General features: G+C 54.0%; 11 protein-coding genes. 6 read left to right on the top strand and 5 right to left on the bottom strand.

The genetic code is table 11. From position 1 onward, the window contains the following. Positions 1-73 precede the first annotated feature (73 nt). The 3 genes from fghA to BEN30_RS08025 are packed head-to-tail and all read left to right on the top strand — an operon-like array spanning position 74 to position 2,226. Positions 74-928, top strand: coding sequence for an S-formylglutathione hydrolase (gene fghA, locus BEN30_RS08035; protein ID WP_069957830.1), 855 nt, complete (start codon positions 74-76; stop codon positions 926-928). A 34-nt stretch (positions 929-962) separates the two neighbouring features. Further along, positions 963-1,481, top strand: a complete 519-nt coding sequence (gene mobB / locus BEN30_RS08030) for a molybdopterin-guanine dinucleotide biosynthesis protein B (protein WP_069957829.1) — start codon at positions 963-965, stop codon at positions 1,479-1,481. 34 nt (positions 1,482-1,515) lie between these two features. Then, positions 1,516-2,226 (top strand): cupin domain-containing protein, encoded by a 711-nt coding sequence (locus BEN30_RS08025; RefSeq protein WP_069957850.1) that lies wholly within the window; start codon positions 1,516-1,518, stop codon positions 2,224-2,226. 37 nt (positions 2,227-2,263) lie between these two features. Here BEN30_RS08025 and BEN30_RS08020 read toward each other — a convergent pair whose 3' ends face one another. From BEN30_RS08020 to BEN30_RS07995, 5 genes are all read right to left on the bottom strand, one after another. Continuing rightward, positions 2,264-3,700 (bottom strand): efflux transporter outer membrane subunit, encoded by a 1,437-nt coding sequence (locus BEN30_RS08020; RefSeq protein WP_084005245.1) that lies wholly within the window; start codon positions 3,698-3,700, stop codon positions 2,264-2,266. Continuing rightward, complete coding sequence (locus BEN30_RS08015; protein WP_069957828.1) at positions 3,697-6,819, bottom strand: efflux RND transporter permease subunit; 3,123 nt, start codon at positions 6,817-6,819, stop codon at positions 3,697-3,699. The genes BEN30_RS08020 and BEN30_RS08015 overlap by 4 nt, the downstream gene beginning before the upstream one ends. Before the next feature lie 15 nt (positions 6,820-6,834). Beyond that, positions 6,835-7,785, bottom strand: a complete 951-nt coding sequence (locus tag BEN30_RS08010; protein WP_170826998.1) for an efflux RND transporter periplasmic adaptor subunit — start codon at positions 7,783-7,785, stop codon at positions 6,835-6,837. Positions 7,786-8,467: 682 nt separating this feature from the next. Continuing rightward, a complete protein-coding gene (locus BEN30_RS08005; RefSeq protein ID WP_069957826.1) occupies positions 8,468-10,609 on the bottom strand; it encodes a methyl-accepting chemotaxis protein in 2,142 nt (713 codons plus the stop codon). A 319-nt stretch (positions 10,610-10,928) separates the two neighbouring features. Beyond that, positions 10,929-11,240, bottom strand: a complete 312-nt coding sequence (locus BEN30_RS07995) for a DUF3144 domain-containing protein (protein ID WP_170826997.1) — start codon at positions 11,238-11,240, stop codon at positions 10,929-10,931. Positions 11,241-11,447: 207 nt separating this feature from the next. On the opposite strand from BEN30_RS07995, the gene fdhD reads away from it, so the two are divergent. From fdhD to BEN30_RS07980, 3 genes are all read left to right on the top strand, one after another. Beyond that, positions 11,448-12,329 carry a formate dehydrogenase accessory sulfurtransferase FdhD gene (gene fdhD / locus BEN30_RS07990; RefSeq protein WP_069957823.1) on the top strand — a complete coding sequence of 294 codons (882 nt, stop codon included), beginning with the start codon at positions 11,448-11,450 and terminating at the stop codon, positions 12,327-12,329. Between the two features lie 66 nt (positions 12,330-12,395). Beyond that, positions 12,396-12,929 carry a DUF3305 domain-containing protein gene (locus BEN30_RS07985; RefSeq protein WP_084005243.1) on the top strand — a complete coding sequence of 178 codons (534 nt, stop codon included), beginning with the start codon at positions 12,396-12,398 and terminating at the stop codon, positions 12,927-12,929. Between the two features lie 4 nt (positions 12,930-12,933). After that, entirely contained in the window at positions 12,934-13,578 is a 645-nt protein-coding gene (locus tag BEN30_RS07980) for a DUF3306 domain-containing protein (RefSeq protein WP_170826996.1), read from the top strand. Positions 13,579-13,903 lie beyond the last annotated feature (325 nt).

Raw genomic sequence — 13,903 nt, 5'->3', positions numbered from 1 at the left:
TCCCAAGCGTCCGGAAGGTTATACCCCCATATACCTTCTGGACGTTTTCTTGGGATGATTAGTGAGTGATTCAATGAGCATAACCTTAATCAAGGAACATCGTTGCCATAGTGGACGAATGGCCTATTACAGCCATGGGTCGGATGCGGTGAACGGTGAAATGAAATTTGGCGTGTATTTTCCGCCGCAAGCCGATCGCGGCGAAAAGCTGCCCGTGTTGACCTATTTGGCCGGGTTGACGTGCAATGAGGAAACCTTCTTGATCAAAGGCGGCGCACAACAGTATGCGGCAAAACACGGCCTTATTCTTGTGGCCCCGGACACCAGCCCACGAGGCGCAGGGATCGAGGGCGAAGACGACGATTGGGATTTTGGCACGGGTGCAGGGTTTTACATCAACGCCACACGCGGAGCGTGGGCAAAAAACTACTGTATGGAATCCTACGTCACCCAAGACCTGCAAGCCGTCATCAAGGACAGCTTGAATGCGGACATGGACCGCCAAGGCATTTTTGGTCATTCCATGGGGGGGCATGGCGCCCTGACGCTGGGCTTTAAGTATCCTGAAATCTACAAAAGCATTTCGGCCTTCGCGCCGATCTGTTCTCCGACTTTTTGTCCTTGGGGCGCAAAAGCCTTTTCCGGTTACATTGGTTCCGATCACAGCGTCTGGAAACAGCACGACGCCGTGGAATTGATCCGCGCCATGGACAAGAGCCAGTATAAGCCGGTTTTGGTGGATCAAGGGTTGGCTGATGAGTTTTTGAACGAGCAATTGAAGCCGCATCTTTTGGAAAAAGTCGCCGCAGAAACGGGTTTCCCGCTGACCCTGCGTTTTCAGGAGGGCTATGACCACAGCTACTACTTCATGAACACCTTCATGGAAGATCACATCGCCCATCATGCCGAGGCTCTGGGCTGTTCATGACCCAACAACCCTTTTGAATGCAAGGGGAGGGATAATGCGCGTGTTTGGTATCGTCGGCATGAGCGGCAGCGGCAAGACGGAATTGCTCATCCATCTGATTCCCGAATTGAAGCAGCGGGGCCTGCGTATTTCGACGATGAAGCACACCCACCACAATTTCGACATTGATAAACCGGGCAAGGATTCATATCGCCACCGTCAGGCCGGAGCAGATGAGGTTCTGGTGTCGTCTGCAGGACGATGGGCGCTGGTGCGTGAATTGCGCGGCGAACCGGAACCAACTTTGACTGAATTGCTGGAACACATGAAGCCGGTTGATTTGGTCCTGGTCGAGGGCTTTAAACGGGAAGGGCATGACAAACTGGAAGTCTATCGCCCCCGTCATGGAAAGACATTCCTCGCCCCCGGAAATTCCACCATCGTTGCCGTGGCCAGTGATGAAGCCATCTCAGACAGTGCACGCCCCAGCCTAGACTTGAATGACATTCCCGGTATTGCAGATTTCATTTTAAACCATACGGGATTGTCTAAACCCAAGAAGACTGCAGCATAACATGCCCGGAAAATATTGCCGCAAGGAGATGACCATGTTGATCAATGCCGATTTCACCAAGCGGGTTGTCGTTCGTCCCGGTGATGCAGATTGGATTGCATCTCCAACTTTGGGTGTGGACCGCTTGATGTTGGATCGTATTGGCGATGAAGTCGCGCGGGCAACGTCGCTGGTGAGATTTGCTCCGGGGGCTTCGTTTCCCGAACACACCCACGACGGTGGAGAAGAGTTTCTGGTCTTGGAAGGAACGTTTTCAGATCAAGACGGAGATTTTGGACCGGGGACGTATGTGCGAAATCCTGTCGGCTCAAGCCATGCGCCTTTCACCACTGATGGCGCGTTAATTTTGGTCAAGTTGTGGCAGTTTCAAAAGGGAGATAACACAACGGTGCGGATCGACACCCAGAATACGCCGTTCTCTCCCGGTCTTGTCGAGGGATTGAGCGTCTTGCCGCTGCATCGCTATAAGCAAGAAAGCGTGGCTCTGGTCCGGTGGCAACCGGGCACAAAGTTTCAACGCCACGGTCATCTTGGAGGGGAAGAAATTTACGTCCTTGAAGGCATGTTTCAGGATGAATTTGGAGACTATCCCGCCGGGACATGGTCAAGAAACCCAGAGCCAAGTCCACATACGCCGTTTTCAGATCAAGGTTGTTTGATTTACGTGAAAGTTGGGCATCTTGAAGACGTCGAAGTACGTGACGACAGTGCTTACGCTGGCCTGAGCTCTAAAGCGATCGGATAAGCCGACAGTGTGTGTGCTCCAAATTTTAAGGACAGACTTATTTGGCAACAGTGTCCATTGGGGCAAACCCTACAGCCTGAAACAGGTCGATGGACGTGGTCGCCAGATCGGTACGTGTGATGACTTGGCGCAGGCGGGTTGTGGTCATTGTCCGTTGTGCATCGAGAATATTCAGAAAACTCGTCAAACCTTGTGCATAGAGTGTGCTGGCTTGTTCGTAAGCGCGGGCATCTGCAGCCACGGCACGGTTCAGGGCTGTTAGACGCCGCTGTGCACCATCATGGGCATGGAGCGCAGATTCAACTTCTGACAGGGCCGTGAGCAAGGTCGAGCGGTAGGTGATGAGCGCTTGGCGGGCTTGTTCTTCGGCGATGGTTAAATCGGCGCGAGCGGCACCGCCATCAAAAATTGGAATATCGAGCGTTGCGCCAAGACTGGCAAGCAATGTGCGGACAATCTCTGAAGTGCCAAAACCCTTTATCGTGACCTGAAATTTGGCCGGAATTGTCAGGCTGGGATAAAGTGCGGATTCAGCAACGCCGATACCCGCCGTGGCGCTTTGCAGGTCGCGTTCGGCGGCGCGCAGATCGGGACGTCTGCGCAACATGTCAGCCGGTTGGCCCAAGACGGGGGTGGCAAAGATCGTGGGAACGGCGGATGGTCCGTCTACGGGGGCAATATTATCAATACCCCCTGGGCGGCGTCCTACCAATGTCGATAGGGTGTCGCGGGCCTGGCGGATTTCGGTCTCGATCGGGCTTAGGTCAGCTTCCAAGGCTTGTACGGAAGCCTCGGCCCTGGACAGATCCATACCTGGGGCCAGACCGGCATTGACACGGCTGGTGACGATCTCAACCGTGCGCCGTTGCAGATCAAGAGATTCCTGGGTTAAGACCAAACGCTGCTCAGCTCCGCGCAAAGCCACATATGTGCGGGCAATGTCAGAGACAACGGCCAACATGGTATCACGACGCAACCAGGCCTGTCGCTCGGCATCGGCACGCGCAGCCTCTTCAGCGCGCTTAGCGCCACCGAACAAATCTGCGGCCCAAGAAAACACGCCACCGACAAGCGTATCGGTGTTGGGCGACATGTTTCTGTCGGCATTTGATGCTGAAGCGCCGAGTTTTCGGTCGCTGGTGGTGGTGGTGGTCGCTGAGCCATCAAGGGTCGGGCTCCGCGCGGCACCTGTGGACACCAGCGTGGCCTCAGATTCTCGAACCAAGCTATCGGCCAGTTGAATATCTAAGTTATTCGTCAGCCCCGTTTCGATCAGGCGGACGAGGATCGGGTCCTCAAAGGCTGTCCACCAGATGTCTTGCGCCCGCGTCGCGTCGGCGAGCGGCTGAGGGGCGATAAAATCTTGCCCGGCATCCATTTTTGGCGGGGTGTAGTCCGGTCCAACGGTCGTGAGGCACCCCGACACCAGAAATACGGCGGCCATGGGAACGATGCGAGGCACAACGATCCTCATCGGGAGGCCTCTTCTTCAATGTCTTTGTCTGGCCCAAGACTATGGTCCAATTCATTGCGCAGCTTATCACCTGTTTGGGCGCGGGGTTTGGAATAAGGAGCCAAAAGGCTGTAGATGACGGGCACCAAGAACAACGTGAAGACGGTCGCAATGCCTAAGCCGCCGAAGATCACCCAACCGATCGCAGCGCGGGCTTCTGCCCCCGGGCCAGACCCTAAAATCAAGGGCAAACCGCCCATCACGGTGGACAGCATGGTCATCATCACCGGGCGCAACCGAATCATGGCCGACGTTCTTACGGCCTCAAGGACATCATGTCCTTGGTCGCGCAACTGATCAGCAAACTCAACCACCAAGATGCCGTTTTTAGCCATCAGGCCTACCAACATTACCAAGCCGATTTGTGAGTAAATGTTGATCGACGTTCCCGTAACGGACAGTGCAAAAATAGCCGCGGCCAAGCCAAAGGGCACGGTCAAAACCACCACCACAGCACTCATGAAACTTTCAAATTGAGCGGCAAGAACCAGCAACACCACGACAATCGCAATGACGAATGTCAGGGCGACCTCTCGGCTTGTTTCCGTCAGGGTTGCGGCTTCTCCTTGCAGCACGATCTCATTGCCTGGTGGCAAAACTTTTGCCGCCAGGGTGGTTAGGTCGGTGATGGCGCGGTCAATTGTATAGCCGGGCTCAAGCGATGCACTTATCGTGATTGCACGCTTTTGTGCGGTTCGGTCAAGTTGGGCGGCGATCCCTTTTTCTTCCATGGTGATGAAGGATGCCAACGGCACGAGGCGGTTATCCCCCGCCGAAACGAACAGGTTATAGAGATCGCCCGGATCATTGATGGCACCCGTGGCTGATTCTAAAATGATCGGCACTTGGCGGTCATCGATGTTGAGTTGGGCAACCTCAAAGCCACTGACCATGGCGCGCAGCGTGTCGGTAATGCCGGCGACCGGAGCCCCCAAATCTTCGGCACGACGGCGGTCAATGCTGATTGAGAGCTGGGGTTGGGTCGGTTTGTAAGACATGTTCAGGTCGCGCAGGCCGGGCATGTCTTGTTCAATCGCGCTGATTAAGGTGTCGGTTGCCGCCGCAATGGCTTCGTAGTTGGTGCCCGTTACGGCGAATGAAAGACCTTCACCGCCGCCGCGAATGCCAAGGCTGTTGGTAGAATACACGCGGGTGCTGACACCGGGGATATCACGTAATTTTTTGTTTATTTCAGTTATGATTTCGCTTTGCCCGCGGGACCGTTCGGACCACGGGGCCAAGGGGGCAACGATAATCGCCAAGTTTGGATCATAGCGGCCAACCATGCTGTAAATCGCTGTGATTTCCCCGGCTTCGCGAAGCGGTCTCATGATTTCTTCAGCTTGGGCGGCTTGGCGGTCCATATAATCTGGGCCGACGCCATCAGGTCCGCGCAAGCGCGTAAGCAACAGTCCGCGGTCTTCCTCGGGGATCAATTCTTGTTGAATGGCAAAATAAAGTCCTCCCGCAAGGCCTGCAATCAGCAAGGCTCCGAGCAAAACCTTGAACCGTGCCCCCAACGCGATGTCGAGGGATTTGCGATAAACCTGGATCATGCGTTCGCCAAATGCCGCCAAAGGTTCGCGTAATGCTCCGGTCTTATGGCCGGCATCTGCGGGCAAACGAGAGGACAGCATGGAACAGAGGCTGAGGGCCACAAACGAGGAAATCGACACGGCAATGGCGAGGACAAAACTAAATTCGGTAAACAGGCGACCCGCGGTGCCGGGTAAAAACGCAATCGGCAGGAAGACCGAAATCAAGGTCGCGGTGCTGGCAAGCACCGCAAAGTACACTTGACGCGTTCCCATCACGGCGGCCGCCAAAGGCTTGATTCCTTGGGCGCGGAGCCGTTGAATGTTTTCCAGCACCACAATGGCATCATCGACAATCATGCCGGTGCCCAGAACCAGGGCCAACAAGGTCAACATGTTGATGGAAAAGCCCAACATCCAGATGGCCACCAAGGTGCCAATCAGCGACACCGGAATCGTCACCGCCGGAATCAAGGTTGCTCGCAAGCCACCGATAAAGGCATAGATTACGCCGATCACGATCACGATCGCCAAACCAAGGCTATAGATCACCTCGCGCACCGCACCGCGAATGAACAACGCGTCGTCGGACGTTTTGACGATGTGGACGTCGGTGCGGGTGTCGTTGATGCGTTGGATCAAGGCATCAACGCGATCGGCGATGGCGATGGTGTTGGATTTGGCTTGGCGCAAGATGTCCATGCCGACGACGGAGCGACCATCAAGCCGGGTATAGGTTTCAGCTGCTTGCGGTCCATAAATGGCTGTCGCCACGTCGCCGACCCGAATGTTGTCGGAGATTTCCAAAGCCTCGATACCGTCCGGCGTGGTGATGGAGGCATTGGCGCGGACCAACAGCAACTGGTCGGCGGATTTAAAACTGCCTGCGGGAATGTCAAGACGGGCGCGTTTCAGCGTTGTCGACAAATCGTCAATGCTGAGACCGTATGCGGTCAGACGCAAAGGGTCAACGATCACCCGCATGACCTGGGCGCGATTGCCGGATTGCTGCACCGCTGCGACGCCGGGCACGGCGGCAATGCGGCTGGATATATCGTCTTCGATCAGGCGGGTCAGGTTTTCTTGGTTAAGCGTGTCGCTGTATGCCGCCAAGCGCATGATCGGCGTGGCATTGTCATCGGCCTTGATGACGGTGATGTTATCAACGCCGTCGGGGAGATTGCGCTCAGCTGCGGCCACCGCTTCACGGATATCGTTGGCGGCGGTTTCCAGGTTCACATTGGGGTAGAAGGTGATGCGGACGCGGGCATTGTTTTCTTCGCTGGCACTATCAATGGATTGCACCCCGGCCACACGCGCGACGGCCCCTTCGATGACAGAGGTAACCTCGGCGTCCATGGTTTCCGGAGACGCCCCGTCCCAATTCATCCGCACGGTCACAAGCGGTTTATCCACGTTGGGCAATTCGCGAACTTCCATGCCGGTCAACGCCCCCAACCCCGCAATCAAAATCAACAAATTGATGACAATGATAAGCACGGGGCGGCGAACCGATAAGGACGGCAGGTCCGATAAATGCGGCATAAAAAAGCGCCCCCCTTAACCGCTCACGCGTTTTGACGGGACAATTTTAACAAGTGCTCCAGGGCGCAGACTCTGCACCCCTTCGATCACAATGCGATCGCCTTTGGCGACGGGGCCATCAATCAACACCCGCGGGCCATCACGGCGAATGATGGTTACGTCAATTTTTTCAGCGGTATTGTCGGCGTTGATGCGCCAAACATAAGCGCCTCCCTTGCCCCACATCACCGCCACTTCATTGACGGCAGGATAGGGGTGACCCGGCACCTTGAAGCGCACGCCGAACGACATGCCAGGGCGCAGCAAATCATCGTCATTACGGACTCGCGCCCGAACGGCAAGGCTACGGCTCTCTGGGTCAAGACGGCTACCGGCGGATTCAATTGCACCGGTGAAGTCTTGACCGGGCAGACTCCAAGCGGTCAATGTGATGGGCATGCTGGGGGCAATGCGTCCCGCGTGAATTTCCGGTACGTTAAAGCTCACCAGGATTTCCGAACGGTCGTCTAGGGTGGTGATCAGTGTCGCACTTGAAACCCGGTCACCGGGATCAACCAGAGGCATGCCAACGGTACCGGGAAAGGGTGCGCGGATCACCCGATCAGCGGCGGCAACACGCGCCTGATCAAGTTGGATCTGTACGCGATCAAGATCTGTTCGCGCCGCGTCCACTTCACTGGCGGGAATCCCGCCCGTGGGTGCGGCTTTTTTGTATCTGTCCAAGAGTTGACGGGCGCGCCGAACCTCAACCTCAGCCAGTTGCACGGCCAAAGTCTCAGCCTGATTGTCGAGGCGGAGCAAAACATCGTCCTGGGCAACCATTTGCCCCGCGACAAAAGCCACTTCGGTGACCCGGCCTGTGACGGCTGAAAATACGTCAATGGAGCGCAGCGCCGACCCGGTACCGATCGCCTCGACTGTGGTCGAAGCCGGAAGGGGATTCACGGTTTCGACGATGACGGGCACGGCCTTCGTCTTTGTTGCGTTTGTGCTCTCGCTTTCTGTATCGTTAGGTCCATAACTCGACCACAGCCAACCCCCTGCCCCCACAAGAGCCGTCATAACGATAAGAGTTGCTGTATGACGTCGAAAAGACACGGATGCCCCCATTATGAAAGTGGATAGCGTTGAGTATGACCTTAAAGCAACTGAATGGTTCCTGAATAATCATTGTTGAAATAGATAAAAGCAATGATTTGCTAATGTAGACCGATTACGTGAGGACTGGATGTATGTAACCGTCTAGGCCGCAAACTTAAATGACCGGCAAGCGGTAAGATTGAATTTGTTCGCTCACGGCGTTACAAGGTATTGAAAACAAACCATGTTTACATACGCCTTGCTTCTGGGGAGCATGAAAATTTGATTGATATCGGGGCGTATGAAACCGCCTCCAAGGGCGTCGTTACGGCCCTTATCTGGGGTGCCCCCCCGTATGTGGTAGATGGCTCGAAATCCCCTGGAGGCGTTTTCTCAGGCCATTTTTGAGCTTACGGCTGATTCGTTTGATTCCCGACCCAGCGCTTGCATTTTCAAGCTTCTGTCAAATTCTTGAATATCGTGAGCAGTTTCCCCCGCTTGCTGAGAAAACGATCTCAACAAACGAGGGTTATGATATTCATGAAAACCTTAGATAGCAGCCATAAAACTAGTTTTTACGGATATTAGCCAAGAACTTGTCGACCTCACCGCGTAGCATTTCGGATTGCTGGCTGAGTTCCGTCGCAGCCGTCAACAGTTCGCCTGCGGAATGGCCGGTATCGGCAGCCGCTTGATTGACGCCATCGATGTTTGTCGACACTTCATTGGTGCCCGCCGCCGCCTGTTCGACATTGCGGGCGATTTCCTGGGTCGCTGCACCCTGTTCTTCGACCGCTGCTGCGATGGCGGAAGCAATTTCATTCATCTTCGCAATGGTACCGCCGATGGAACCAATCGTTGTCACGGCGTCTTGGGTGGCACCCTGGATGCCGCCGATCTGAGCCGAAATTTCCTCAGTTGCCTTAGCCGTGGCGTTTGCCAGGTTTTTAACTTCCGATGCCACAACCGCGAAGCCTTTGCCGGCTTCACCTGCGCGCGCCGCTTCGATGGTGGCATTCAGGGCCAGCAGGTTGGTCTGATCGGCGATGTCGGTGATCAAAGCAACCACTTCGCCGATTTTCTTGGCAGCCTCTGCCAAGCCTTGGACCTTTTCGTTAGCCCCTTCAACTTCGGCCACTGCGGCACTCGCGATCTGGGTGGATTGAGCCACTTGACGCGAGATTTCTGAGATCGAACTGGACAGTTCTTCCGATGCTGATGCCACAGTCTGTACGTTCGTGGAGGCTTCTTCTGAAGCCGCAGCAACCGCTGCTGATTGACGGCTGGTTTGTTCCGCTGTTGCAGACAAAGTCTGTGCTGAGGACTGCATTTCGGTAGATGCACTGGACACAGCGTTGACCACGCCGCCAACCGAAGCTTCAAAATCGTCAGCCATCTTGAGCATGACCTGACGTTTTTCCTTTTCGGTTTGAATTTTTTGTGCTTCGGCCTCGGCTTCCATTTCCTTATTGCGGATGCCATTGGCTTTAAACACTTCGACTGCTGCCGCCATTTCGCCGATTTCATCATGGCGTTCCGTGGACGGCACAATCGCCGTCAAATCACCATTGGCCAATACGCCCATAACGGCGGTCATGTTGGCGATCGGATTGGTGATGGAACGGGCAAAGAACACGCCGATAGCTGTAATGATCAAAGCGAGAATCACCGCTTCAATCAGAATGCCGTTGCGCATTTCAACGACAGGAATGTCCACCTCTTCCATGTCCATCTTGGCGATCACAGCCCATGTGACGCCGTTGAACGTTAACGGACCATAAGCCGTCAACACTTCGACGCCACGATAATCCTGAGCGGCCATGGCGCCATCTTCATTAGCAAAGGACTTGGTAACCGCTTCGCTGTCGACCTTGGTCTTGAGGATGTCTTCTGTTTTGGTAAAGGTTGATTCAGAACGCATCAGTTTGTCTTGACCAACCAGGAAAGATTCACCCGTTTTGCCAAGCCCTGCCTTGTTCTGCATGATATTGTTGATACGCCCGACGGGCATTTGATAGATCAAAGCACCGTGAAATTTGCCATCGTATTCAAACACCGGCACACCGATGAAGCTGGCCGGAACGTCGGCCGACGGTGCATAAGGTGCGAAGTCGGTGAATGCCACATAGTCCTTACGCTGGTTGTCTCGCGCCATGCGGAACACTTTGGCTAGGTCAGAAGCTTTCCACTTACCGGTCAACAGGTTAGTGGCATAGTCGGCTTCTTTATAGACGCTGTAGACCACATCACCGTCTTCATTGACCAAAAAGATGTCATAATACCCGCGTGTTTCCATAACTTGACGAAACCACGGATGGTATTTTTTGTGCATTTGGCTGTAGGTGGAGCCGTCAGGGGCGTAATCTAATTTGTGCTTTTCGCCCGCAGCGTTGGCATTGTTTTCAATATACAAGCCCTGAGCAATTTGCATTTTGGTCGGGCCGAATTCTGCAAACGAATCTTCCAAGTCCTTGATGGCGTCAATAACCGTGTGGTTTTGCGCCAAGAGCAAAACGTCCTCTTGGATTGATCCCAGGTAATTGTTCAAATTGGAAATGCGCGATTCTTGCACCGCCTCCAACTTACTCGATTGTGCGGTCTCAAGCGCATTTTCCGCACTGTTCACGGCAAAATAAGCGGTAATGCCTAGGGCGATTAGGGCTAGACTAACAATCACAATCGGCAGTTTGATGGAAATTTTAAAATTCATAGTACACGCTCCAAAATGAACATCTTGAACTGTGCTTCGCCCTTAGCGAAACAGAGCATTGTATTCAACGCGTTGGTAGGCCCCCCGTCCCATGCAATACGTTGCCGCAGAAGAGTTGATAATAGTATGATATTATCTGCAAGGCACCTATAATAAACTCTAGAATCTAAGCCCATGATGTGCTTCCGTATTTAAAAATAAACGCCCGAACTGACGACGACTTTTCAGCCTCGTACCCTCAGCCACGTCACCATGTTAAACCCGGCAATTGGGGGGCTGCTAAATCTTGGTGCTATGGATTGGTGACGTACAACGTCGTTTAGAGTTCCTTTTTTGCCTGTTCGATCAGTTGCGACAACCCATGTCCCGGAGCTGTCTTGGGCTTGTGGATCCCCAGGTAATGCTCAAAGAACGAAACAAAGGCATCCACCGTATCGTTGGGGTCTTTGGGGAGCTTTTCCGAACGGAAAAAGGCAAAAGCCGAGAAATTTGCCGCCGCGTGGCGCAATCCTGAGGCGACTTCTTCTGCACTGTCACCGGCTTCAAGGCGTGTGTTGGCAAGGTCGATGATCTGGTTGGCAATCTGCACGCCGACTGAATCGCTCTGTGTTTCCGGGTTCTCGGAGTTCATCTTGGTCCCTTGTATAATCGGCATGTTGAGAGACAACCACCATCAAGTCGAATTATAGTTAGGATTGATCATGTGAAATAACAAGCGCGATAATGGACTTGGCCTAGCCGCCGCATGAGCTGGAGATATAAATTTGTTGCTATTCGTCCGTGTGTCCCCAATCTTGTGAAGAGAGTGGAGTGGGTGAATTTTGGGGTATGAGCGACCATGGCCGATGTGGAAAAATTGAAAGAAGCTTCAGGTTTGTTGCTTGGGCCGAACCCGAACGATCCACGGCTCACGGCTGAGGTCATTGGGGTCGATCAGAACGGTGATCAGGTCACGACATCGGTGTCGGTGGAAAGGCCGCTGACACTGTTTTTGAACAGCCGAGAAATTGTCACCATGATGACCATCGGCGATTACCCCGACTACTTGGCCGTGGGTTACCTGCGCAATCAAAATATGCTGCGCGACGATGATGAAATCACCGCCATAGATTATGACGATGACATCAATACGATTGTTGTGCGCACGGCCAAAGACACCAATTTTGAAGACAAACTGCAAAAGAAAACCCTCACATCGGGCTGTGCTCAGGGCACCGTCTTTGGTGACGTGATGGAGACGTTCGATACGGTCAATCTGCCGCAAGACGTGGAAATCCGCACCAGCCGCTTATATCCGCTCATTAAGGCCATCAATATGGCGCCGAGCTTGTATCTCAAGGCGGGGGCGATACATGGCTGTGTGTTGTGCGAACAAGACCGGCCGTTGGTTTATATGGAAGATGTCGGGCGGCATAACGCGGTTGATAAAATTGCCGGATGGATGTTCATGGAAGGCATATCCGGCGGCGACAAGATTTTCTACACCACCGGACGGTTAACCTCTGAAATGGTGATCAAAACGGTGCAGATGGGTATCCCCGTATTGGTGTCGAGGTCCGGCTTTACCGCCTGGGGCGTGGAATTGGCGCGCAAGGCCGGGGTGATTTTGATCGGTCGGGCCCGTGGCGAACGGTTTGTCGCCTTGTCCGGGGAAGATCATATAAAGTTCGATGCACCGCGCAAAACGGATGCTGGACATAAGCAAACAAAAGACGACTAAGGTTTTGCATAGACTTATTGTCGCGATGGAGTTGGCGGTGGTGGACTGTGTTGGACTGGTGAGGACATGGATATGACGGAAACGGCGGATGCTGCAAACGTGCCTCATACATGGCGCATTGGCGTCGTGGTCGAACGGCGCGAAAGTGCCAATCCTTGGTCGGATGGGACGTGGCGGACGACCGAAGTGATGGTTGGAGCGCCCGACGACGATGCCTGGAAAGTGTTGGAGCAGGGCGAAGGGTGGAGCCGTTATTACGCGGGTCCCCTGACGGTTGAACTGTTTAAGCGTGAAACCGAAGACTACAAGATGAATTTGTCCCAGCCAAATCCAGCCGTCTACATCGTGCTGCGCCCGGGCAACGACGACGATAAGGGCGACGTCGTACCGTTTCTCGCCACGTTCAGTCCCTATGAAGCCGAATGCTATTTGGAAAGCGGCGAAATGATTGTGGATGGCGTGCCTGCGCCCTTACCGCTGATGGCTTGGGCTGTGGCGTATGTCGAAACCTTTCACGTTGATGAACCCTTCAAAAAGCGCAAGCAAAAGCGTGCAGACGATAGCGCCACGGGGCGCAAACACGGCACGAGGGAGAGATAGGGGAATGACGGACAAGCTGGACGATCGGAGTTTTCTTCAGCGGTGGTCATCACAGAAGTTGAAAGCCCGCGATCGCGTCGAAGCTGACGGGGCTGTTGTGCCGGTGGCCGGGGAGGTCCTGCCCGCTGCGGACGATCCCAACCTTGTATCGCTGGATGCCCCCTCACAAGACGCGCCCTCACAGGACTTGCCGCCGCCCGACCTGCCCGACGTGGAAACCTTAAACGCAGATTCCGATTATACCGGGTTTTTGGGCAAGAACGTGCCTCAGGATTTGACCAATCAGGCGTTGCGCAAACTGTGGCGTTCCGATCCCGTCCTGTCCAACCTGGATGGCCTCAACGATTACGATGAGGACTACTCAAAAATCGGCATGGTCTCCGAGGTGGTGAAGACAGCCTATCGCATAGGTCAGGGCTACCTGATGGACGACCTTGAGACAAAAGACGCAGCGGATGACGTTAACGCTCCAGGCGAGAATGACGGCGAAGGGGGCGCGGACGATGGCGCACGTTCAGAGGTTCCGTCACAAGACGAGTCACAAGATACATTGACAAAAAATGGTGAAAACTCATCGTTTAACACCTCTTCTGAAGGTGAATCAGAGGATGAGGATTTCCACAGTGTGGAATTTATAAAATCGGACTAATTGGCCTGCCTGGGCGCGAGGCCAAGGAAATCAACGCACATCTTATTTTTCTAATATTAATTTTTTATTTCAAACGCTTAGACAGTTAAGTCTACGGCGTTGACGACGTTGACAAAAGCAAACGGGCGGCGCAACAATTAACATACAAATGATATTGATCCTTGTCGTTATGCCGTCGGTTAGCAGCTTGGAATTTTTATATCGAAGTTGTTTTGCTGCAGTGTCGGAAAGCGGGCAGGGATGTTGATGTGCATCCTGGGCGTCAGTTGTGCGCGTCGAGTGGGCAAACAGGACTGAGAGCTAACGGTTCTTTTTTAGAAAGCTT

Source organism: Magnetovibrio blakemorei (assembly GCF_001746755.1).
Taxonomy (GTDB): Bacteria; Pseudomonadota; Alphaproteobacteria; order Rhodospirillales; family Magnetovibrionaceae; genus Magnetovibrio; species Magnetovibrio blakemorei.
Note: the sequence above shows the minus strand (reverse complement) of the source record. Positions and strands in the feature narration are given on the sequence as shown.

Coding starts and splice junctions, on each gene's coding strand:
- fghA (WP_069957830.1), top strand. CDS start 74: ATGAGCATAACCTTAATCAAGGAACATCGTTGCCATAGTGGACGAATG.
- mobB (WP_069957829.1), top strand. CDS start 963: ATGCGCGTGTTTGGTATCGTCGGCATGAGCGGCAGCGGCAAGACGGAA.
- BEN30_RS08025 (WP_069957850.1), top strand. CDS start 1,516: ATGTTGATCAATGCCGATTTCACCAAGCGGGTTGTCGTTCGTCCCGGT.
- BEN30_RS08020 (WP_084005245.1), bottom strand. CDS start 3,700: ATGAGGATCGTTGTGCCTCGCATCGTTCCCATGGCCGCCGTATTTCTG.
- BEN30_RS08015 (WP_069957828.1), bottom strand. CDS start 6,819: ATGCCGCATTTATCGGACCTGCCGTCCTTATCGGTTCGCCGCCCCGTG.
- BEN30_RS08005 (WP_069957826.1), bottom strand. CDS start 10,609: ATGAATTTTAAAATTTCCATCAAACTGCCGATTGTGATTGTTAGTCTA.
- BEN30_RS07995 (WP_170826997.1), bottom strand. CDS start 11,240: ATGAACTCCGAGAACCCGGAAACACAGAGCGATTCAGTCGGCGTGCAG.
- fdhD (WP_069957823.1), top strand. CDS start 11,448: ATGGCCGATGTGGAAAAATTGAAAGAAGCTTCAGGTTTGTTGCTTGGG.
- BEN30_RS07985 (WP_084005243.1), top strand. CDS start 12,396: ATGGATATGACGGAAACGGCGGATGCTGCAAACGTGCCTCATACATGG.
- BEN30_RS07980 (WP_170826996.1), top strand. CDS start 12,934: ATGACGGACAAGCTGGACGATCGGAGTTTTCTTCAGCGGTGGTCATCA.